Annotated in this window: 23 protein-coding genes; 20 read left to right on the top strand and 3 right to left on the bottom strand. The window is 69.2% G+C overall.

Annotation, left to right across the window (positions count from 1 at the left end):
- Window positions 1-155: 155 nt before the first annotated feature.
- The 19 genes from rpmE (at window position 156) to OG521_12345 (ending at window position 16,339) form a co-directional block, all read left to right on the top strand.
- Window positions 156-380 carry a 50S ribosomal protein L31 gene (gene rpmE, locus OG521_12435; protein ID WUW21552.1) on the top strand — a complete coding sequence of 75 codons (225 nt, stop codon included), beginning with the start codon at window positions 156-158 and terminating at the stop codon, window positions 378-380.
- 149 nt (window positions 381-529) lie between these two features.
- The gene (gene prfA, locus OG521_12430) at window positions 530-1,606 is read left to right on the top strand and encodes a peptide chain release factor 1 (GenBank protein ID WUW21551.1); all 1,077 of its coding nucleotides are present in this window, start codon (window positions 530-532) and stop codon (window positions 1,604-1,606) included.
- A 51-nt stretch (window positions 1,607-1,657) separates the two neighbouring features.
- On the top strand, window positions 1,658-2,503 hold the full coding sequence (gene prmC, locus OG521_12425; protein WUW21550.1) for a peptide chain release factor N(5)-glutamine methyltransferase: 846 nt from the start codon (window positions 1,658-1,660) through the stop codon (window positions 2,501-2,503).
- Between the two features lie 46 nt (window positions 2,504-2,549).
- Window positions 2,550-3,197 carry an L-threonylcarbamoyladenylate synthase gene (locus OG521_12420; GenBank protein WUW21549.1) on the top strand — a complete coding sequence of 216 codons (648 nt, stop codon included), beginning with the start codon at window positions 2,550-2,552 and terminating at the stop codon, window positions 3,195-3,197.
- Window positions 3,194-3,835, top strand: a complete 642-nt coding sequence (locus OG521_12415) for a protein-tyrosine-phosphatase (GenBank protein ID WUW21548.1) — start codon at window positions 3,194-3,196, stop codon at window positions 3,833-3,835. The genes OG521_12420 and OG521_12415 overlap by 4 nt, the downstream gene beginning before the upstream one ends.
- 119 nt (window positions 3,836-3,954) lie before the next feature.
- The gene (locus tag OG521_12410) at window positions 3,955-5,220 is read left to right on the top strand and encodes a serine hydroxymethyltransferase (protein ID WUW21547.1); all 1,266 of its coding nucleotides are present in this window, start codon (window positions 3,955-3,957) and stop codon (window positions 5,218-5,220) included.
- A gap of 123 nt (window positions 5,221-5,343) precedes the next feature.
- Window positions 5,344-5,712, top strand: coding sequence for a hypothetical protein (locus OG521_12405; protein WUW21546.1), 369 nt, complete (start codon window positions 5,344-5,346; stop codon window positions 5,710-5,712).
- 198 nt (window positions 5,713-5,910) lie between these two features.
- On the top strand, window positions 5,911-6,156 hold the full coding sequence (locus OG521_12400; GenBank protein ID WUW21545.1) for a LuxR C-terminal-related transcriptional regulator: 246 nt from the start codon (window positions 5,911-5,913) through the stop codon (window positions 6,154-6,156).
- A gap of 189 nt (window positions 6,157-6,345) precedes the next feature.
- Window positions 6,346-7,737, top strand: coding sequence for an undecaprenyl/decaprenyl-phosphate alpha-N-acetylglucosaminyl 1-phosphate transferase (locus OG521_12395; GenBank protein ID WUW21544.1), 1,392 nt, complete (start codon window positions 6,346-6,348; stop codon window positions 7,735-7,737).
- 259 nt (window positions 7,738-7,996) lie between these two features.
- The gene (locus OG521_12390; protein ID WUW21543.1) at window positions 7,997-8,434 is read left to right on the top strand and encodes a hypothetical protein; all 438 of its coding nucleotides are present in this window, start codon (window positions 7,997-7,999) and stop codon (window positions 8,432-8,434) included.
- A gap of 226 nt (window positions 8,435-8,660) precedes the next feature.
- Window positions 8,661-9,482: a F0F1 ATP synthase subunit A gene (atpB, locus tag OG521_12385; protein WUW21542.1), complete on the top strand. Its 822-nt coding sequence runs from the start codon at window positions 8,661-8,663 to the stop codon at window positions 9,480-9,482.
- Between the two features lie 67 nt (window positions 9,483-9,549).
- Entirely contained in the window at window positions 9,550-9,801 is a 252-nt protein-coding gene (gene atpE, locus OG521_12380; protein ID WUW21541.1) for an ATP synthase F0 subunit C, read from the top strand.
- A 37-nt stretch (window positions 9,802-9,838) separates the two neighbouring features.
- On the top strand, window positions 9,839-10,384 hold the full coding sequence (locus OG521_12375) for a F0F1 ATP synthase subunit B (GenBank protein ID WUW21540.1): 546 nt from the start codon (window positions 9,839-9,841) through the stop codon (window positions 10,382-10,384).
- A complete protein-coding gene (locus OG521_12370; GenBank protein WUW21539.1) occupies window positions 10,381-11,196 on the top strand; it encodes a F0F1 ATP synthase subunit delta in 816 nt (271 codons plus the stop codon). The genes OG521_12375 and OG521_12370 overlap by 4 nt, the downstream gene beginning before the upstream one ends.
- Before the next feature lie 140 nt (window positions 11,197-11,336).
- Window positions 11,337-12,908, top strand: coding sequence for a F0F1 ATP synthase subunit alpha (atpA, locus tag OG521_12365; GenBank protein ID WUW21538.1), 1,572 nt, complete (start codon window positions 11,337-11,339; stop codon window positions 12,906-12,908).
- Window positions 12,909-12,911: 3 nt separating this feature from the next.
- Window positions 12,912-13,826 carry a F0F1 ATP synthase subunit gamma gene (locus tag OG521_12360; protein WUW21537.1) on the top strand — a complete coding sequence of 305 codons (915 nt, stop codon included), beginning with the start codon at window positions 12,912-12,914 and terminating at the stop codon, window positions 13,824-13,826.
- Complete coding sequence (atpD, locus tag OG521_12355) at window positions 13,826-15,268, top strand: F0F1 ATP synthase subunit beta (protein WUW21536.1); 1,443 nt, start codon at window positions 13,826-13,828, stop codon at window positions 15,266-15,268. The genes OG521_12360 and atpD overlap by 1 nt, the downstream gene beginning before the upstream one ends.
- A 109-nt stretch (window positions 15,269-15,377) precedes the next feature.
- Window positions 15,378-15,752 (top strand): F0F1 ATP synthase subunit epsilon, encoded by a 375-nt coding sequence (locus OG521_12350; protein ID WUW21535.1) that lies wholly within the window; start codon window positions 15,378-15,380, stop codon window positions 15,750-15,752.
- Window positions 15,753-15,892: 140 nt separating this feature from the next.
- Window positions 15,893-16,339, top strand: coding sequence for a DUF2550 domain-containing protein (locus OG521_12345; GenBank protein WUW26656.1), 447 nt, complete (start codon window positions 15,893-15,895; stop codon window positions 16,337-16,339).
- Between the two features lie 102 nt (window positions 16,340-16,441).
- Here the strand turns inward: OG521_12345 and OG521_12340 are convergent, their stop codons facing one another.
- The 3 genes from OG521_12340 to OG521_12330 all read right to left on the bottom strand — a co-directional run bounded on the left by OG521_12340 (window position 16,442) and on the right by OG521_12330 (window position 20,336).
- A complete protein-coding gene (locus OG521_12340; GenBank protein WUW21534.1) occupies window positions 16,442-18,313 on the bottom strand; it encodes a glycoside hydrolase family 18 chitinase in 1,872 nt (623 codons plus the stop codon).
- A 179-nt stretch (window positions 18,314-18,492) separates the two neighbouring features.
- Window positions 18,493-19,143 (bottom strand): response regulator transcription factor, encoded by a 651-nt coding sequence (locus tag OG521_12335; GenBank protein WUW21533.1) that lies wholly within the window; start codon window positions 19,141-19,143, stop codon window positions 18,493-18,495.
- A complete protein-coding gene (locus OG521_12330) occupies window positions 19,140-20,336 on the bottom strand; it encodes a histidine kinase (protein ID WUW26655.1) in 1,197 nt (398 codons plus the stop codon). Before OG521_12330 ends, OG521_12335 begins: the two co-directional genes overlap by 4 nt.
- A gap of 152 nt (window positions 20,337-20,488) precedes the next feature.
- On the opposite strand from OG521_12330, the gene OG521_12325 reads away from it, so the two are divergent.
- A complete protein-coding gene (locus tag OG521_12325; GenBank protein WUW21532.1) occupies window positions 20,489-21,058 on the top strand; it encodes a hypothetical protein in 570 nt (189 codons plus the stop codon).
- Window positions 21,059-21,064 lie beyond the last annotated feature (6 nt).

Here is a 21,064-nt window from a genome sequence, read left to right as displayed (position 1 = left end):
ACCGCACGGTGATCCCGGACGCCCGGGAATACTGGGCGGCCGACCCCCGTTTTGGGAGATACGGCCAGTCCTGGCAGACTGGTACGTCGGCCCCGGTTCACGGACGCGCAATCCGCGCGTACGACCCGGCGCCCTCCCGAACCTAGGAGAAACCCTTGAAGCGCGAGATCCACCCCCAGTACGTCGAGACCCAGGTCAGCTGCACCTGTGGCGCGTCGTTCACCACCCGGTCCACCCTGGACAGCGGCGCCATCCGTGCGGACGTCTGCTCCGAGTGCCACCCGTTCTACACGGGCAAGCAGAAGATCCTCGACACCGGTGGCCGTGTGGCCCGCTTCGAGGCCCGCTTCGGCAAGGCCGCCGGCTCCGCCAGCAAGTAGCGAGCCACTGCGCCGGTCCTTGGCGCCCTCTTTCCGGGGGCGCCGAGGCCGGCGTTTTTTCCGGCCGGGGTACGGACACCCCGTATCCCGCCCGGTCAGGCATCCGCCTGCCGGCAGGCACGACGAGCGAAGAAACCAGGAGCCCGAAGATGTTCGAGGCGGTCGAGGAACTGATCGGCGAACAGTCCGATCTCGAGAAGAAGCTCGCGGACCCCGCGGTCCACGCCGACCAGGCGAACGCGCGCAAGCTCAACAAGCGCTACGCCGAGCTGACTCCGATCGTCGCGACCTACCGCTCCTGGAAGCAGACCGGCGACGACATCGAGACCGCCCGCGAGTTCGCCGCCGACGACCCCGACTTCGCGGCCGAGGTCAAGGAACTGGAGAAGGAGCGCGAGGAGCTCACCGAGAAGCTCCGCCTCCTGCTCGTTCCCCGCGACCCCAGCGACGACAAGGACGTGCTCCTGGAGATCAAGGCGGGCGCGGGCGGCGACGAGTCCGCCCTGTTCGCCGGCGATCTGCTGCGCATGTACCTGCGCTACGCCGAGCGCGTCGGCTGGAAGACCGAGATCATCGACTCCACCGAGTCCGAGCTCGGCGGCTACAAGGACGTCCAGGTCGCCGTCAAGACCAAGGGCGGCAACGGGGCCACCGAGCCCGGCCAGGGCGTCTGGGCCCGGATGAAGTACGAGGGCGGCGTGCACCGCGTGCAGCGCGTGCCCTCCACCGAGTCCCAGGGCCGCATCCACACCTCGGCCGCCGGTGTGCTGGTCACGCCCGAGGCCGAGGAGGTCGACGTGGAGATCCACGCCAACGACCTGCGGATCGACGTCTACCGCTCGTCCGGCCCCGGCGGCCAGTCCGTCAACACCACCGACTCCGCGGTCCGCATCACGCACCTGCCCACCGGTGTCGTCGCCTCCTGCCAGAACGAGAAGAGCCAGCTCCAGAACAAGGAGCAGGCCATGCGTATCCTGCGGTCGAGGCTTCTCGCCGCGGCCCAGGAAGCCGCCGAGCAGGAAGCGTCCGACGTACGCCGCAGCCAGGTGCGAACGGTCGACCGGTCCGAGAAGATCCGTACGTACAACTTCCCGGAAAACCGGATCTCGGACCACCGCGTCGGCTTCAAGGCGTACAACTTGGACCAGGTGCTCGACGGGGATCTGGACGCGGTCATCCAGGCCTGTGTCGACGCCGACTCCGCAGCCAAGCTCGCCGCCGCATAAGCCTGAGCCCCACAGCCCCGCACCGCTCGTGAACCCGTACGGAGAACCGCGATGAACCTGCTGCTCGCCGAGGTGGCCCAGGCCACCCAGCGGCTGGCCGACGCCGGTGTCCCTTCGCCGCGATTCGACGCGGAGGAACTCGCCGCGTTCGTGCACGGCGTCAAGCGGGGCGAACTCCACAACGTGCCGGACACCGACTTCGACGCCCGCTACTGGGAGACCATCGCCCGGCGCGAGGCCCGCGAACCGCTCCAGCACATCACCGGACGCGCCTTCTTCCGCTATCTGGAGCTCCAGGTCGGACCCGGTGTCTTCGTGCCCAGGCCGGAGACCGAGTCGGTCGTCGGCTGGGCGATAGACGCCGTCCGCGCGATGGACGTCGTCGAGCCGCTGATCGTCGATCTCTGCACCGGATCGGGCGCCATCGCCCTCGCCATGGCCCAGGAGGTGCCGCGCTCGCGCGTGCACGCCGTGGAGCTGTCCGAGGACGCCCTCAAATGGACCAGGAAGAACGCCGAGGACTCCAGGGTCACCGTGCACCGCGGCGACGCCCTGACGGCCCTTCCCGAGCTCGACGGCCAGGTCGACCTGGTCATCTCCAACCCGCCGTACATCCCGCTCACCGAGTGGGAGTACGTGGCACCCGAGGCCCGTGACCACGACCCGGAGATGGCCCTCTTCTCCGGCGAGGACGGCCTCGACACCATCCGTGGCATCGAGCGCACCGCCCACCGTCTGCTGCGCCCCGGCGGCCTCGTCGTCATCGAGCACGCCGACACGCAGGGCGGCCAGGTTCCGTGGATCTTCACCGAGGAGCGTGGCTGGGCCGACGCGGCCGACCACCCCGACCTCAACAGGCGTCCCCGGTTCGCCACGGCCCGCAAGGCCATGCCGTGACCGGTGCAGACCACCCCTACCCGTACATGCTTGAGGAGGCCGGCTGATGGCACGGCGATACGACTGCAACGACGCCACGGACCGTACGACGGGTCTGCGCGAGGCCGCGTCCGCCGTCCGCCGCGGCGAACTGGTCGTGCTGCCCACCGACACCGTGTACGGGATCGGTGCGGACGCCTTCAGTTCCGAGGGCGTCGTCGACCTCCTGGCCGCCAAGGGCCGCGGCCGCAACATGCCCACGCCCGTCCTCATCGGCTCGCCGAACACCCTGCACGGCCTGGTCACCGACTTCTCGGAGCAGGCGTGGGAGCTGGTGGACGCCTTCTGGCCGGGCGCGCTGACGCTCGTGGCCAAGCACCAGCCGTCGCTCCAGTGGGACCTCGGTGACACCCGCGGCACCGTCGCGATCCGGATGCCGCTGCACCCGGTCGCCATCGAACTGCTCACGGAGGTCGGCCCGATGGCCGTCTCCAGCGCCAACCTCACCGGACACCCGTCTCCCGAGGACTGCGACGCTGCCCAGGAGATGCTCGGGGACTCCGTCTCCGTCTACCTCGACGGCGGCCCGACGCCGGGCATCGTCCCGTCCTCGATCGTCGACGTCACCGGCAAGGTGCCGGTCCTGCTGCGCGCCGGCGCGCTCTCCGCGGAGGAGCTGCGCAAGGTGGTACCCGACCTCGAGGTGGCCAATTGACCGCCCCTGAGGGGCGTGGCATAGCGGGGCAGACCGACACCTTCCGCATCCTCCACGTCAGCACCGGCAACGTCTGCCGCTCGCCCATCACCGAGCGGCTGACCCGCCATGCCCTCGTGGACCGCCTCGGCGACCCGCTGCAGGGCGGACTGATCGTGGAGAGCGCGGGCACCTGGGGGCACGAGGGCGCCCCGATGGAGGCCAACGCCGAGGTGGTGCTCGCCGACTTCGGCGCCGACGCCACCGGGTTCGTCGGCCGGGAGCTGCTGGACGAGCACGTGATCCGTGCCGACCTGGTGCTCACCGCCACCCGCGACCACCGGGCCCAGGTGATCTCGATGGGCCACTCCGCGGGACTGCGGACCTTCACGCTCAAGGAGTTCACCCGGCTGGTCCGGGCGATAGACCCCGCGACGCTGCCCGACGCGCGCGACGAGGGCGTCGTCGAACGCGCCCGCGCGCTGGTCCGCGCCGCCGCCGCGCTGCGCGGCTGGCTGCTGGCCCCGACCGCCGAGGCCGACGAGGTCTACGACCCGTACGGCGCGCCCATCACGTTCTTCCGGTCCGTCGGCGACGAGATCAACCAGGCGCTGGACCCGGTCGTCACCGCACTGACGGGCGTTTCGGCGCCGCGCTGAGGACCTGGCCGCCCCCGCCGCCCCGTACGGGCGCACGACGGCCCGCGACAGCGGGCAGCGGACCCCTCGCGGGCCTACATTGGAGCTGACGCCACCCCTCCCCAGGCCCGGAGCCCCCGATGCCGGTCACCACCGCTGCCGCACCCTCCGCCGTCGCCGCGCTGCCGCAGGACTTCGGCGCCCTGCTCCGGGAGGATCCGGAGATCGCCGACGTGCTGGCGGGGGAGTTGCGCCGGCAGTCCGAGACCCTTCAGCTGACCGCGGCGGAGAACTTCACCTCGCCCGCGGTACTGGCCGCCCTCGGCTCACCGCTCGCCAACAAGTACGCCGAGGGCTACCCCGGCGCCCGCCACCACGGCGGCTGCGAGCAGGCGGACGCCGCCGAACGCATCGCGATCCGCCGCGCCACCTCGCTCTTCGGCGCCGAGCACGCCAACGTCCAGCCCCACTCCGGATCGTCGGCCGTCCTCGCGGCGTACGCGGCGCTGCTGCGGCCCGGTGACACGGTCCTCGCGATGGGGCTCCCGTACGGCGGCCATCTCACCCATGGCTCGCCCGCCAACTTCTCCGGCCGCTGGTTCGAGTTCATCGGTTATGGGGTCGACTCCGAGAGCGGTCTGATCGACTACGACCAGGTCCGCACGCTGGCCCGCACGCACCGCCCCAAGGCGATCGTCAGCGGCTCGATCTCCTACCCGCGCCACCCCGACCACCAGCTGTTCCGGGAGATCTGCGACGAGGTGGGCGCCTACCTCATCGCCGACTCCGCGCACCCGATGGGGCTGATCGCCGGGGGAGCGGCGCCGAGCCCCGTGCCGTACGCGGACGTGGTCTGCGCGACCACGCACAAGGTGCTGCGCGGGCCGCGCGGCGGCATGATCCTGTGCGGCGCGGAACTGGCGGAGCGGATCGACCGCGCGGTCTTCCCCTTCACCCAGGGCGGCGCGCAGATGCACACGGTGGCCGCGAAGGCCGTCGCGTTCGGCGAGGCCGCGGCGCCGGCCTTCGCGGGGTACGCCCATCGGGTGGTGGCCCACGCCCGGGTGCTGGCGGCCGGTCTGGAGGCCGAGGGCTTCGACGTGACCACCGGTGGCACCGACACCCATCTGATCGTCGCCGACCCGGCCCCCCTCGGCGTCGACGGCCCCACCGCCCGGGCCCGGCTCGCCGCCGCGGGCCTGGTGCTGGACACCTGCGCCCTGCCGTACGGCGACGCCCGGGGCATCCGGCTCGGGACCGCGGCCGTCACCACCCAGGGCATGGACGACGCCGACATGGCCCGGCTCGCGGTGCTGTTCGGGGCCGCGGTGCGCGAGGAGGGCGACGTCCGTGCGGAGGTACGGGAGCTGGCGGCGGCGCACCCGCCGTACGCGGAGTCCTCCTGAAGTCGTAGCCGCATCGGGCATCGCCTGAAGTGGCAATTGTCGTTCCTGCGCCTCTCACAGAGGATGTTTTCGAACTGTTCGAAAACGACATGTGCCCATGGCATGGGCACAACAGGGGGAACGATGAGTCGCTGGAAGAACCTGTCCGCGGTGGCGATTTCCACCACCATGTTCTCCGTGCTGCTGGCGAGCGGCGCGCAGGCCGTGCCCCAGGACGCCGGGGCGAGCACCCAGGCGGTCAAGAGGGCGAGCATCAAGTGCACCAAGCCCGCAGGAAAGGTCACCAACTACTCCTGGGGCGACGGGAGCTACGACTCGGTCACGGTCTACTTCAACAACCACTGCAGCCACAAGGTCGGAGCCAAGCTCCACTTCGAGGCCGGCGGCGGCCAGAAGACCACCCGCTGTCTGACGACGAACGGTGGCACCAAGGGCAAGAAGAAGTTCAGCGTCACCCGCTACCACCTGAAGAAGATCACCAAGGGCTGCTGACACCCGCCCCGCACGAGGAGCGCCGACGGAGGCAATCCGTCGGCGCTCCTTTGCGGTTCGGATAATGCAACAGCGCAATGTCGGACCCCTCACGTAGGCTGACGGCCGGAAATCAGCTACACGGACCACTGACCCGGTCTCTGACCAAGCCGGGTCCTTTGCCGAGGGGGATTGTTGAGGAACTCCGATATACCTGTTATGCCGGAAAAGTCGGTCACGGGATTACCGGAACGTGACCTCGATCTGTCACGGCTGACCGAGCGGGAGGCCGAGGTGTGGCTCCTGCTGGCCGACGGACAGCCGAACCGGATCCTGGCCCGCAGACTGGGTATCGCCGAACGGACTTTGCGAGCGCACATCACCAGTCTGACCAGAAAACTGGGCATCGGATCCCGTATCGAGGCCGCCCTGCTGGCCCTGCGTCACCGCGAGGGCGTGTCCTGAGCCCGGCCGGAGCGGCCCGGGCGGGGTGAGCCCGCACACAGCGGACGCATCCCGGCGGGCCCCTCCGGAGCAGGCCGGACCGCTCCGGAGGGACCGGCGCACGGTGAGGATGCGGTGCCCGTGGCCACCGTCCCGTCCTCGGCCCCTCCCGATGCGAATAGAGTGTCCGGGACCGACCGGCAACTTCCTGTGGGGCAGCCCGTGCGTGATTACCTGCTGACGCTCTGTGTCACGGCCGCGGTGACCTACCTGCTCACCGGCCCGGTGCGTAAGTTCGCCATCGCGGTCGGGGCGATGCCCGCGATCCGTGCGCGGGACGTCCACCGCGAACCGACACCGAGGCTCGGCGGCATCGCCATGTTCGGCGGGCTGTGCGCGGGACTGATCGTCGCCAATCACCTGGCCAACCTGGACGGGGTCTTCGAGCTCTCCAGCGAGCCGCGGGCGCTGCTCTCCGGAGCGGCGCTGATCTGGCTGATCGGCGTCCTGGACGACAAGTTCGAGATCGACGCCCTGATCAAACTGGGCGGGCAGATGATCGCCGCGGCGGTCATGGTCCTCCAGGGCCTCACGATCCTGTGGCTGCCGATCCCCGGCGTCGGCACCGTCGCGCTCACCCCCTGGCAGGGCACGCTGCTCACGGTCGCGCTGGTCGTCATCACGATCAACGCGGTCAACTTCGTCGACGGACTGGACGGTCTGGCGGCGGGCATGGTCCTCATCGCGTCGGCCGCCTTCTTCCTCTACACGTACCGGCTCTGGTACGGGCACATGATCGAGGCGGCGGCCCCCGCGACGCTGTTCACGGCGATCCTGATGGGCATGTGCCTCGGCTTCCTGCCGCACAACATGCACCCGGCCCGGATCTTCATGGGGGACTCCGGCTCGATGCTGATCGGCCTCGTCCTGGCGGCGGGCGCGATCTCGGTGACCGGCCAGGTGGACCCGGACACGATGAAGATCTTCGAGGGCAGTGAGCGCCAGGCGACCCACGCGATGCTGCCCGTCTTCATCCCGCTGCTGCTGCCGCTGACCATCATCGCGATCCCGGCGGCCGACCTGGTGCTGGCGATCGTGCGGCGTACCTGGAACGGGCAGTCGCCGTTCGCGGCGGACCGCGGCCATCTGCACCACCGGCTGCTGGAGATCGGCCATTCGCACAGCCGGTCGGTGCTGATCATGTACTTCTGGTCGGCCCTGATCGCGTTCGGCGCGGTCGGATACTCGGTGCACTCGGCGTCCATGTGGATCGTCCTGGTGATCGTGGGGCTGAGCGCGCTGGGGCTGATCCTGCTCCTGATGCCCCGCTTCACGCCGCGCGCCCCGCGCTGGGCGGAACGCTTCGTGCCGCCCCGCTACCGCCGCCGGCGCCGCCGTGGGGCCGAGCCCTCCGGGGCGGAGCAGATCACCGGCGAGGAGAGCCAACAGGGGGCCCTGGATGCCCAGATGGGGCAGGAGGGGCCGGAACCGGCGCCGCAGGCCCCGATCGCGGCGGGGGTGTCCGGCGTCAACGGCGCGACCGCGATCGGCCCTCGTTCGCGTTTCGCGGACCGGCGGAAGGCCGGTTCGACGCGTCGATGATTCGGGCACCAAGGGGCATTACCAGACAAGTCGTTGAGTTGTCTTGCTCACACGCGCGGATTAGCTCTCACGTGTGACAGCAAGCACACTTTCTAGGTAAAGACCTCATCAAATAGTTTGTGATACCGTTCACGAACCCGGTGGCAGAGCCGAAGGACCTGAGTAGCACGGTCCCTTGGGCCCGAGGCATCGACTCGCACCGGGCCTACGCTCGTCCATGACGACACACTGCCCACCCCCAGCAAGCGGAGCTGCCGCCATGCCGTCCAACGACGTCCGGACTCTCCTCCAGACCGCCGTACCCACCGCTGTCGCCGGCGCAGTCGCCGCCGCGATCAGCGGAGGCGTCGCCGGTGGCAAGGGAGCCCTGGGCGCGATCGTTGCGACGATCGTGGTCATCCTCTTCATGGGGATCGGACTGGTGGTCCTGCAACGGACCGCCCGGTCCATGCCTCACCTCTTCCAGGCGATGGGGCTCGCGCTCTACACGGCGCAGCTCCTGCTCCTGTTCATCTTCGTCGCCGTATTCAAGAACACCTCGCTGTTCAACCCGAAGGCCTTCGCGATCACTCTGGTCGTGACGACACTCGTGTGGATCGGCGCACAGGCGCGTGCGCACATGAAGGCCAAGATCCTTTACGTGGAACCCGAGTCGGACAAGGGCGAAAAGCCCAAGAAGCCGGGGTCCGCAGCGTGAAGGGTAGGGGCGGAATAAGTGCAGGTTCACGACCCTGCTATCGTCCGGTTCCAACTGCGGCACTGCGGGCGCGGGCATGTGAGCTGACGCCTGCACGATCGCGAGGCTCAAATGCCTGACTGCCGCTCACACATCCGAAACACCAGTCCAGTGCCGAACCGCGGCTGCGCGCCGCGCCGACACAACGAGGTTGCCGTACCTATGCGCCACGCTGAAGGAGCCCGCGGTGAGTGCTGACCCGACACAGGTGCTCGCCTTCGAGACCGATTGCCACCTCTTCTCCGGATGTGGCTTCGACGCACCCGGCTTGCATTCGTTCCTGTTCGAACCCCTCTGGGGCGATGCGGACAGCAACTTGTACTTCAACAAGACGATGCTGCTGGCCCTGCTCGGCTCGGTCATCATCGTTGGCTTCTTCTGGGCCGCTTTCCGTAAGCCGAAGCTGGTTCCCGGCAAGCTCCAGATGATCGCCGAGGCCGGATACGACTTCGTCCGCCGCGGCATCGTCTACGAGACGATCGGCAAGAAGGACGGCGAGAAGTACGTCCCGCTGATGGTCTCGCTGTTCTTCGTCATCTGGATGATGAACCTCTGGTCCATCATTCCGGTTGCCCAGTTCCCCGTGACGGCGATCATCTCGTACCCGGCGGCCCTCGCCGCGATCGTCTACGTCCTGTGGGTCGTCCTGACCTTCAAGAAGCACGGCTTCGTCGGCGCCTTCAAGAACTTCACGGGCTACGACAAGAGCCTCGGCGGGGTTCTGCCGCTCTCGATGACCATCGAGTTCTTCTCGAACCTCCTGGTCCGGCCGTTCACGCACGCGGTGCGACTGTTCGCGAACATGTTCGCGGGCCACACGCTCCTGCTGCTGTTCACGCTGGCCAGCTGGTACATGCTCAGCGGCATCGGGATCGCCTACGCAGGTGTCTCGTTCGTGATGGTCATCGTGATGACCGCCTTCGAGCTCTTCATCCAGGCTGTCCAGGCCTATGTGTTCGTGCTGCTGGCCTGCAGCTACATCCAGGGCGCTCTCGCCAAGGGCCACTGAGCACCCACCTCCTGAAGCACCCGGTGGCCAACCCCCACCGGACCAAGAAAGAGAAGGAAGAACCGGCATGTCTGCTCTCCAGACCCTCGCCGCCACCAGCGTCGAACTCAAGGGCAACCTCGGCTCGATCGGTTACGGCCTCGCTGCGATCGGCCCCGGCGTCGGCATCGGCATCATCTTCGGTAACGGCACCCAGGCGCTGGCCCGTCAGCCCGAGGCCGCCGGCCTCATCCGCGCCAACCAGATCCTCGGCTTCGCCTTCTGTGAGGCGCTCGCCCTGATCGGTCTGGTCATGCCGTTCGTCTACCCGACCTCCTGACCGGTCGCGAACAGCCCATTCGACGGAAGGCACTGACGTGAACCCCCTGGTTCAGCTCGCGGCGGAGGAAGCGGAAAACCCGCTCATTCCGCCGATCCCTGAGCTCGTCATTGGCCTCATCGCTTTCGTCATCGTCTTCGGCTTCCTCGCCAAGAAGCTCCTCCCGAACATCAACAAGGTTCTGGACGAGCGTCACGAGGCCATCCAAGGCGGGATCGACGAAGCCGATGCGGCCCGGACCGAGGCCCAGAGCGTTCTTGAGCAGTACAAGGCTCAGCTCGCCGAGGCCCGCCACGAAGCCGCTCGTATGCGCCAGGAGGCGCAGGAGCAGGGCGCCGTGATCCTGCAGGAAATGCGGGCCGAAGGCCAGCGCCAGCGCGACGAGATCGTCGCCGCCGGCCACGCGCAGATCGAGACCGACCGCAAGGCCGCGGCGTCCGCGCTGCGCCAGGACGTGGGCAAGCTCGCCACCGACCTGGCCGGCAAGCTCGTCGGCGAGTCCCTCGAGGACCACGCCCGGCAGAGCGGCACCGTCGACCGCTTCCTCGACGACCTCGAGGCGAAGGCCGAGGCCGTCCGATGAACAGCGCGAGCCGCGAGGCACTGGCTGCCGCACGCGAGCGCCTCGACGCACTGACCGACTCCACGTCGGTCGACGCGGCGAAGCTCGCCGAGGACCTGGCCGGCGTCACGGCGCTGCTGCACCGCGAGGTGTCGCTGCGCCGGGTCCTGACCGACCCGGCGCAGGCCGGCGAGGCCAGGGCCGAGCTGGCCGGACGGCTGCTGAGCGGTCAGGTGGGCGGCGAAGCCGTCGACCTGGTCTCCGGCATGGTCCGCTCGCGCTGGTCGCAGTCGCGTGACCTGGTCGACTCGGTCGAGGAGCTGGCGAACACCGCCGACCTCACCGCCGCGCAGCGCAGCGGAGACCTCGACGACGTCGAGGACGAGCTGTTCCGGTTCGGCCGGATCGTGGCATCGGACACCGGTCTGCGCGCCGCGCTCACCAGCCGGACCGCGACCCCCGCCGCCAAGGGCGAGCTGCTGCGCAGCCTGCTCGGCGGAAAGGCGCGGCCGACCACTGAGCGCGTCATCGTGCGGCTTGTCACCCAGCCCCGGGGACGTAGCCTGGAAGCGGGACTCGATGCCCTCTCCAAGCTCGCCGCGGAGCGTCGTGACCGTACGGTCGCCATCGTCACCTCGGCGGTGCCGCTCAGCGACCGGCAGAAGCAGCGCCTCGGCGCCGCCCTGGCGAAGATCTACGGCCGGCAGATGCACCTGAACCTGGACGTGGACCCCGAGGTCCTCGGCGGGATCGCGGTGCGGGTCGGCGACGAGGTCATCAACGGCACCATCGCGGAGCGCCTCGACGAGGCGACCCGTCGCATGGCCGGCTGACAGCCGCGCGGCGCAGAAACAGAACATAGCAAGACCAGCGGCCCGGTTGGGCCGTGCAGAAATTGCAGAAGATTCCTGGGGGTCGGCCCCCAGACCCCCTTAAGAAACTTCGGGCCCAACAAGGAGAGCAGGGAACCCAGATGGCGGAGCTCACGATCCGGCCGGAGGAGATCCGGGACGCGCTGGAGAACTTTGTCCAGTCGTACAAGCCGGACGCGGCCTCGCGCGAGGAGGTCGGTACGGTCAGCGTTGCCGGCGACGGCATCGCAAAGGTGGAGGGCCTGCCCTCCGCCATGGCGAACGAGCTGCTGAAGTTCGAGGACGGCACCCTCGGTCTCGCCCTCAACCTCGAGGAGCGCGAGATCGGTGCGATCGTCCTCGGCGAGTTCAGCGGTATCGAGGAGGGCCAGCCGGTGCAGCGCACCGGTGAGGTGCTCTCCGTCGGCGTCGGCGAGGGTTACCTCGGCCGCGTCGTCGACCCGCTCGGCAACCCGATCGACGGTCTCGGCGAGATCGCGACCGACGGCCGCCGCGCCCTCGAGCTGCAGGCCCCTGGCGTCATGGTCCGCAAGTCGGTGCACGAGCCGATGCAGACCGGCTACAAGGCCGTCGACGCCATGGTGCCGATCGGCCGCGGCCAGCGTCAGCTGATCATCGGTGACCGTCAGACGGGCAAGACCGCTCTGGCCGTCGACACGATCATCAACCAGCGCGACAACTGGCGCTCGGGCGACGTGAACAAGCAGGTGCGCTGCATCTACGTCGCCATCGGTCAGAAGGGCTCCACCATCGCCTCCGTGCGTGGTGCGCTCGAAGAGGCCGGTGCGCTGGAGTACACGACCATCGTCGCCGCCCCGGCGTCCGACCCGGCCGGCTTCAAGTACCTCGCGCCGTACACCGGTTCGGCCATCGGCCAGCACTGGATGTACGCGGGCAAGCACGTCCTCATCATCTTCGACGACCTCTCGAAGCAGGCCGACGCCTACCGCGCCGTGTCGCTTCTGCTGCGCCGTCCGCCGGGCCGTGAGGCCTACCCGGGCGACGTCTTCTACCTCCACTCGCGTCTGCTGGAGCGCTGCGCCAAGCTCTCCGACGACATGGGTGCCGGTTCGATGACGGGCCTCCCGATCGTCGAGACCAAGGCGAACGACGTGTCGGCGTTCATCCCGACCAACGTCATCTCCATCACCGACGGTCAGTGCTTCCTGGAGTCCGACCTGTTCAACGCCGGTCAGCGTCCGGCCCTGAACGTCGGTATCTCGGTCTCCCGCGTCGGTGGCTCCGCCCAGCACAAGGCCATGAAGCAGGTTTCCGGCCGGCTCCGCGTGGACCTCGCCCAGTACCGCGAGCTGGAGGCGTTCGCCGCCTTCGGTTCCGACCTGGACGCGGCCTCCAAGGCGTCGCTGGAGCGCGGCAAGCGCATGGTCGAGCTGCTGAAGCAGCCCCAGTACCAGCCGATCCCCGTCGAGGAGCAGGTCGTCTCCGTCTGGGCCGGCACCACCGGCAAGATGGACGACGTCCCGGTCGAGGACATCCGTCGCTTCGAGAGCGAGCTGCTGGAGTACATGCGCCGCGAGCGCAAGGACCTCCTGACCAGCATCGTCGAGGGCGGCAAGATGTCCGACGACACGCTGCAGTCGATCGCCGACGCGATCGCCGCGTTCAAGCAGCAGTTCGAGACCTCGGACGGCAAGCTTCTGGGCGAGGGCTGATCGATGGGCGCTCAGCTTCGCGTTTACAAGCGCCGCATCCGCTCCGTCACCGCCACGAAGAAGATCACCAAGGCGATGGAGATGATCGCCGCCTCGCGCATCGTCAAGGCGCAGCGCAAGGTGGCGGCCTCGATGCCGTACGCCACCGAGCTGAACCGTGCGGTCACCGCGGTGGCGACCGGCTCCACCACCAAGCACCCGCTGACCACCGAGGCCGAGTCCCCGGCCCGGGCCGCGATCCTGCTCGTCACGAGCGACCGCGGTCTGGCCGGCGGTTACTCCGCGAACGCCATCAAGGCCGCGGAGAAGCTGACCGAGCGGCTGCGCGGTGAGGGCAAGGAGGTCGTCACGTATGTGATCGGCCGCAAGGGTGTCGCCTACTACAACTTCCGCGAGCGCAAGGTCGCGGAGTCGTGGACCGGCTTCACCGACAGCCCGACGTACGCGGATGCGAAGCGGGCCGCCGCCCCGCTGATCGAGGCGGTCACTCTGGAGACCGCCGAGGGCGGCGTGGACGAGCTGCACATCGTCTTCACCGAGTTCGTCTCGATGATGACGCAGAACCCGGTGGACAACCGGATGCTGCCGCTCAGTCTCGACCTCACGAAGGACGAGGACGGCAAGGGAGAGATCCTGCCGCTGTTCGACTTCGAGCCGTCGGCGGAGGACGTCCTCGACGCCCTGCTTCCGCGGTACGTCGAGAGCCGGATCTACAACGCGCTGCTGCAGGCCGCTGCTTCCGAGCACGCTGCCCGCCGCCGCGCGATGAAGTCGGCCACCGACAACGCCGGGGAGCTCGTCAAGAGCCTCTCCCGGCTTGCCAACGCGGCCCGCCAGGCCGAAATCACCCAGGAAATCAGCGAGATCGTCGGTGGTGCCAGTGCGCTGGCCGACGCGACCGCGGGGAGTGACAAGTAATGACGACCACAGTTGAGACGGCCGTTGCCACGGGCCGCGTCGCCCGGGTCATCGGCCCGGTCGTCGACGTGGAGTTCCCCGTCGACGCGATGCCGGAGATCTACAACGCGCTGACCGTCCAGGTGGCCGACCCGGCCGAGGACGGCAAGCTCAAGAAGCTGACGCTCGAGGTCGCCCAGCACCTCGGCGACGGCGTGATCCGCGCGATCTCGATGCAGCCCACCGACGGTCTGGTCCGCCAGGCCCCGGTGACGGACACGGGCAACGGCATCACGGTGCCAGTCGGCGAGATGACCAAGGGCAAGGTGTTCAACACCCTTGGTGAGATCCTGAACAAGCCCGAGGCCGAGGCCGAGGTCACCGAGCGCTGGCCGATCCACCGCAAGGCGCCCAGCTTCGACCAGCTCGAGTCCAAGACCGAGATGTTCGAGACCGGCGTCAAGGTCATCGACCTTCTCACCCCGTACGTCAAGGGTGGAAAGATCGGTCTGTTCGGTGGTGCCGGTGTCGGCAAGACCGTGCTGATCCAGGAAATGATCTACCGCGTCGCCAACAACCACGACGGTGTGTCGGTGTTCGCGGGCGTCGGTGAGCGTACCCGTGAGGGCAACGACCTCATCGAGGAGATGGCCGAGTCCGGCGTCATCGACAAGACGGCGCTTGTCTTCGGTCAGATGGACGAGCCCCCGGGCACCCGTCTGCGGGTCGCGCTTGCCGGTCTGACCATGGCGGAGTACTTCCGCGATGTGCAGAAGCAGGACGTGCTCTTCTTCATCGACAACATCTTCCGGTACACCCAGGCCGGCTCCGAGGTGTCCACCCTGCTCGGCCGTATGCCGTCCGCGGTGGGTTACCAGCCGAACCTGGCCGACGAGATGGGTCTGCTGCAGGAGCGCATCACGTCGACCCGTGGTCACTCGATCACCTCGATGCAGGCGATCTACGTCCCCGCGGACGACCTGACCGACCCGGCTCCGGCCACCACCTTCGCCCACCTCGACGCGACGACGGTTCTCTCCCGTCCGATCTCCGAGAAGGGCATCTACCCGGCCGTGGACCCGCTGGACTCCACGTCCCGGATCCTGGACCCGCGCTACATCGCGCAGGACCACTACGACACCGCCATGCGTGTCAAGGGAATCCTGCAGAAGTACAAGGACCTCCAGGACATCATCGCCATTCTCGGTATGGACGAGCTCGGCGAGGAGGACAAGCTCACCGTCTTCCGCGCCCGTCGCATCGAGCGGTTCCTGTCGCAGAACACCCACGTCGCCAAGCAGTTCACCGGCGTGGACGGTTCGGACGTGCCGCTCGAGGAGTCGATCACCGCGTTCAACGCGATCGCCGACGGCGAGTACGACCACTTCCCCGAGCAGGCGTTCTTCATGTGCGGTGGCATCGAGGACCTCAAGGCCAACGCCAAGGAGCTCGGCGTCTCCTGAGCCTCCGGCTCACCGAGGGGGGCGGGTGCGTCCCGTCCCCCTCACCACGCCCCGTAGAATTGACCCAACACCCGGCATGACCGCCGGGTGGTGACCCGAGGAGCCACCCTTGGCTGCTGAGCTGCACGTCGAGCTGGTCGCCGCGGACCGCAGTGTCTGGTCCGGCGAGGCCACCCTGGTCGTCGCGCGCACCACGTCCGGCGACATCGGCGTCATGCCCGGTCACCAGCCGCTTCTGGGTGTGCTGGAATCGGGCCCGGTGACGATCCGTACGAGCGACGGTGCGACCGTCGTAGCCGCTGTGCACGGCGGTTTCATCTCGTTCGCCGACGACAAGCTCTCGCTGCTGGCGGAGATTGCCGAGCTGGCGGACGAGATCGATGTCGAGCGCGCAGAGCGTGCGCTCGAGCGTGCGAAGTCGGACACGGACGGCGCCGCCGAGCGTCGCGCCGATGTGCGACTGCGTGCGGTGGCGGTGCACTAGCCACCCCGCGCGATGTCTTTACCCTCAGCCGCGGCCCGTGCTGGAGACCCCTCCAGACCGTGTCGCGGCTGAGGCGATGCAGGTGCAGATGCGTGTGTGGCGGTATCCGTTTACTCGACGATGCGAGGAGGTCGGTGGAGATGTTCCTCGCGCTGTGGGTGGGCGGGCTGGTCGTCGCACTGGTCGCGGTGGGTCTCTTCGTCTTCGGTCTTCGCCGGCGGCTGATTCAGCGCTCCGGCGGGACCTTCGACTGCAGCCTGCGATGGAATGTGCCCGTGGAGCCCGATCTGTCGGGCAAGGGCTGGGTGTACGGCGTCGCCCGGTACAGCGGCGACAAGGTGAACTGGTTCCGGGTCTTCAGCTACTCCCCGCGTCCGCGCCGGGTGCTGGAGCGCTCCGCGATCGAGGTCGTCACCCGCCGGCTGCCCGAGGGCGAGGAGGAGCTCGCGCTCCTGTCCGACGCCATCGTGCTCGGCTGTCTCCACCGGGAGACCCGCCTGGAGCTGGCGATGAGCGAGGACGCCCTCACCGGATTCCTCGCCTGGCTGGAGGCGGCGCCTCCCGGCCAGCGGGTCAACGTGGCCTGAGGCCCGGGCCCCTTACAGACGAAAACCGGGGAGACAGGGGGCGGACCTGTCTCCCCGGTGCTTTTCGGGGTTACGCGATGCTTGCCGAAGCGGTGGGGACCGCTACTTCAGACCGTTGTTCATCGCGCTCACGAGTTCACCGTTGCTGGTGTCCCCGCTGAACTCCCAGAAGAACGCGCCTCCCAGACCCTGGTTCTTCGCCCAGGTCATCTTCGACGCGATGGTGGCGGGGGTGTCGTAGCTCCACCAGTTGGTGCCGCAGTGCGCGTACGCCGTGCCGGCGACCGTTCCGGTGGCGGGGCAGCTGTTCTTGAGGACCTTGTAGTCCTCGATGCCCGCCTCGTACGTGCCAGGGGCCGCGCCGGTGGCGGTGCCGCCGGGAGCGTCCTGGGTGACGCCGGTCCAGCCGCGGCCGTAGAAGCCGATGCCGAGCAGCAGCTTGGACGCCGGGACGCCCTGGGTCTTCAGCTTGGCGATGGCCTCGGAGGCGCTGAAGCCTGCCTTCGGGATGCCGGTGTACGGGTTGAGCGGGGAGTGCGGGGCCGTCGGGCCCTTCGCGTCCCAGGCGCCGAAGAAGTCGTACGTCATCACGTTGTACCAGTTCAGCGACTGCGCGGCGCCCGCGTAGTCGGCGGCGTCGATCTTGCCGCCCTGGGAGCCGTCGGCCGTGATGGCGGCGGTCACCAGGTTGTTGCTGCCGAACTTGGTGCGCAGCGCGGACGTGAGGGACTTCAGTGCGGCCGGGCCGCTGGTGTCACAGGTCAGACCGCAGGCGTTCGGGTACTCCCAGTCGATGTCGATGCCGTCGAAGACATCGGCCCAGCGCGGGTCCTCCACCAGGTCGTAGCAGGACTGGGCGAAGGCGGCCGGGTTCTGCGCGGCCTGGCCGAAGCCGCCGGACCAGGTCCAGCCGCCGAAGGACCACAGGACCTTGATGTGCGGGTACTTGGCCTTGAGCTTGCGCAGCTGGTTGAAGCTGCCGCGCAGCGGCTGGTCCCAGGTGTCGGCGACGCCGTCGACGGACTGGTCGGCGGTGTACGCCTTGTCGTAGTCGGCGTAGGAGTCACCGATCGTGCACTTGCCGCCGGTCACGTTGCCGAAGGCGTAGTTGATGTGCGTGATCTTCGCGGCGGAACCGGAGGTGTCCAGGTTCTTGACGTGGTAGTTGCGTCCGTAGACGCCCCACTCGGCGAAGTAGCCCAGGTTGACCTTGGAGCCGGTGCCGGGGTCGGTGCCTCCGCCGCCGGTGGTGTGCACCTTGACCGCGCCGCTGACCGGACCGGTCTGGTCGGCGGTGTCCCGGGCCTGCACGGTGTACGAGTAGGGGGTACCCGCGGTGAGGCCGGTGTTCGTGTACGTGGTGCCGGTGACCGTGGCGACGACCGCGCCGTCCCGCAGGACGTCGTAGTTCTTGATGCCCTTGTCGTCGGTGGCGGCGCTCCAGCTGATCTTCGCCGAGGTGTCGGTGACGGCGCTCGCGGTGGGGGTGCCCGGCGCGGAGGGGGCGTTGTCACCGGGGACACTGCCGCCGTCGCAGGAGGCGCCGTTCAGCTTGCAGCCGGAGGGGGCGCCGGCGCCGGTGCCGTTGAAGCCGAAGGAGACGCTGGCGCCCGGTGCGACCGAGCCGTTCCAGCCGAGGTTCTTGGCGGTCCAGTGGGTCCCGGAGCTGGTGACGGTGGCGTCCCAGGCGGAGCCCACGGCGGTGCCGGAGGGGAAGTCCCACTCGATGGTCCAGGAGCTGAGGGCGGTGGTACCGGTGTTCTTCACCGTCCACTGGCCCTCGAAGCCGCTGCCCCAGTCGGACTTCTTGACGTACGTGGCGGTCGCGGAGGTGGCGGCTTCGGCGGGGGAGGCCATGCCGACCATCGCGGCGAGCGGAAGGAGCAGTGCGGTGAGGCCCGCGACGGCTCTGGATCTGGTGGCTTTTCCGGCCCCGAATCTGAATCGGGTCCGGCGGGGGGTCTCAGTGCTCAACGGTGCTCCTCGGGTGAGGTCCGGACAAACGGGGGTGGTCCGTGGACTGCTGACCCTGCGCCGCCCTGAGCGTGCCCCGTCAGGGCACCCTCACCGCAGTGTGTCCGGTGAGATTAGGAAGGTCTGGACCAATCGTCAAGAGGTCCAGACCAAAGATCGGAGTGGGGCGCGCTTAAACCTCAGACGCCCAACTCCTGTGCCAGCACGGCCGCCTGAACCCTGCTGCGCAGTTCCAGCTTCCCCAGCAACCGGCTGACGTGCGTCTTCACCGTCGCCTCGGCCATCGACAGCCGCTCCGCGATCTCCGCGTTCGACAGCCCTTCGCCCAGGCAGCCGAGCACCTCCCGCTCGCGCCGGGTGAGGGCGTCGAGGACCGCCCGGTCGGCTCCTCCCGCCTGCCGGCCGGGCGCGCTGCCGGCGAACTCCGCGATCAGCCGGCGCGTCACCGACGGGGCGATCAGCCCCTCGCCGCGCGCCACCGTCCGCACCGCGTCCAGCAGTTGGCGCGCCTCGGTGTCCTTCAGCAGGAAGCCCGAGGCCCCGGCCCGCAGCGCGCCGAAGACGTACGCGTCCAGGTCGAAGGTCGTCAGCACCAGCACGTCCGCCAGCCGCTCCGCGACCACCTGCTTCGTCGCCGACACCCCGTCCAGCCGCGGCATCTGGATGTCCATCAGCACCAGATCCGGGCGCAGTTCACGGGCCAGCCGCACGGCCTCCTCGCCGTCGCCCGCCTCCCCGACGACCTCGATGTCCGGGGCGCTGCCCAGGATGAGCACGAGCCCCGCCCGTACGGCCGACTGGTCCTCGGCGACCAGAACCCGGATCGTCATGACCTCACCTTGCCTTCCCCGACGGGCAGTTCCGCCCGTACGCGCCAGAACTTCGTCCCGTCCCCGCTCTCCACCGCGCCCGCAGTGAACTCCCCGCCGAGCAGCGCCACCCGCTCCCGCATGCCCACCAGGCCGGCCCCCGACCCCGGCGCCCGCGGCCCCGGCCGCTCCCCGAGCACGCTGCTCACCTCCACCGTCAGCCGCCCGTCGGCCTGCCGCAGCCGCACCACGACCGGGCCCGGCGAGGCGTGTTTGAGCGCGTTGGTGAGGGACTCCTGGACGATGCGGTACGCGGCGAGCTCGACCGGCGCGGGCAGCCGGCCCCGCTCGGTGCGGGCGTCGTCCAGCGTGCAGGTCAGCCCGCTGGAGGCGGCGTTCGTCCGGTGCTGCTCGATGAGGGCGTCCAGCGAGCCGAGCGTGGGCGAGCTGCTCGGCTCCAGGTCCGCCGCCCCGGTGCGCAGAAGACCGATCAGGCGGCGCATTTCGGCCAGACCGTCGACGCTGTTCTCCCGGATCACCCCGAGGGCGTCGCGGGAGGTCGCCGGGTCGTCGATGGAGAGCGCGGCGGTGGAGTGGATGGCGATCGCGGAGAGGTGGTTGGCGACCATGTCGTGCAGTTCGCGGGCCATCCGGGCGCGTTCGGCGGTTACCGCCTGGGCGCGGTCCATCTCGGCCAGCAGCGCCGTCTGGTCGGCGCGCAGCCGGGCGGTCTCGGCGGCGTCCCGGTGGTTGCGCACGCTCACCCCGGTGATGGCGGGCACGAACGAGATCAGTCCGGTGACGATGCCGATGAGGAGCGCCTCGGCGTCCCGGAACCAGGCCAGGAAACCGATCGTGACCGTGACCGTGATCAGGAGCGTGGTCACCGGGATCCGCCGGGCGGCGGCCGGGGTGCCGTACAGCACGGCCGCGTACATCAGGTCGGTGAACATCAGGACCGTCGCCAGGTTCCCGGGCGTGAACTGGTCCGCGATCAGCGCGAGCGTGCCGATGACCAGGGCCGTCTGCGGCGCGCTCCGGCGCATCAGCTCCAGCGCCGACATCACGGCGAGCGGCAGGAGCGCGGTCCAGGGGGCGTCGAGGAGCCGGCCGTTCTGCATGTGCAGACCGAGCAGGGACAGGACCGCTCCGCCGAGCAGTCCGATGACGGCGATGAGGACGTCGTCGCGGTGGGGGCGGGCCGGGGAGAACACCCACCCATCCAACACGTCCGGCCCGCTCCGGTACGTCCGTACCGGGAGCGATCCGTCAGTACATCGAAGGATGCAGTGGTCTTTCGTCACCGGGGGCGATGAACCGGGGCGGAGCGGCGGCGAGGCTGGAGGGGAGCGAAAGGAAACGGACCGTGATCGTCACACTGATCGTTCTCTGCGAGATCGCCTTCTGGGTGCTGCTGGCCGCCGGGCTCGCTCTCCGCTACGTGGCGGGGAAGCCGCGTCTGGGCGCCGCCGTGCTGCTGTGCGAGCCGCTGCTGGAACTCGTCCTGCTGGTGGTGACGGCCGTCGACCTGAAGAACGGCGCCGCCCCGGACTGGAAGCACGGGCTCGCCGCGGTGTACGTCGGCTTCACGGTCGGACTCGGGCACTCCACGATCCGGTGGGTCGACGCCCGGGTCGCGCACCGCTTCGCGGGCGGCCCGCCGCCGGTGAAGCCGCCGAAGTACGGGACGGCGCGGGCCGTCCACGAGTGGCGGGTCGCCGGGCGGTGGACGGTGGCCGCGGCGACGGCGCTGGCACTGCTCCAGGCGGCCGTCTGGTACGTCGGGGGAGACGGGGACGTGGCCTCGCTGCGGTCCTGGCAGCGGACGATGCTCTTCGTGATCGGCATCAACCTGGTGATCGCGGCGAGCTACACGCTGTTCCCGAAGCGGGACCCGCACGGCGGGGCGAAGCGGGTGCCGGGCCCGCCCGGGTGAGGCCTT

The sequence above is a fragment of the Streptomyces sp. NBC_01463 genome (assembly GCA_036227345.1).
GTDB lineage: Bacteria > Actinomycetota > Actinomycetes > Streptomycetales > Streptomycetaceae > Streptomyces.
This window is presented reverse-complemented; position numbering and strand designations above follow the sequence as displayed.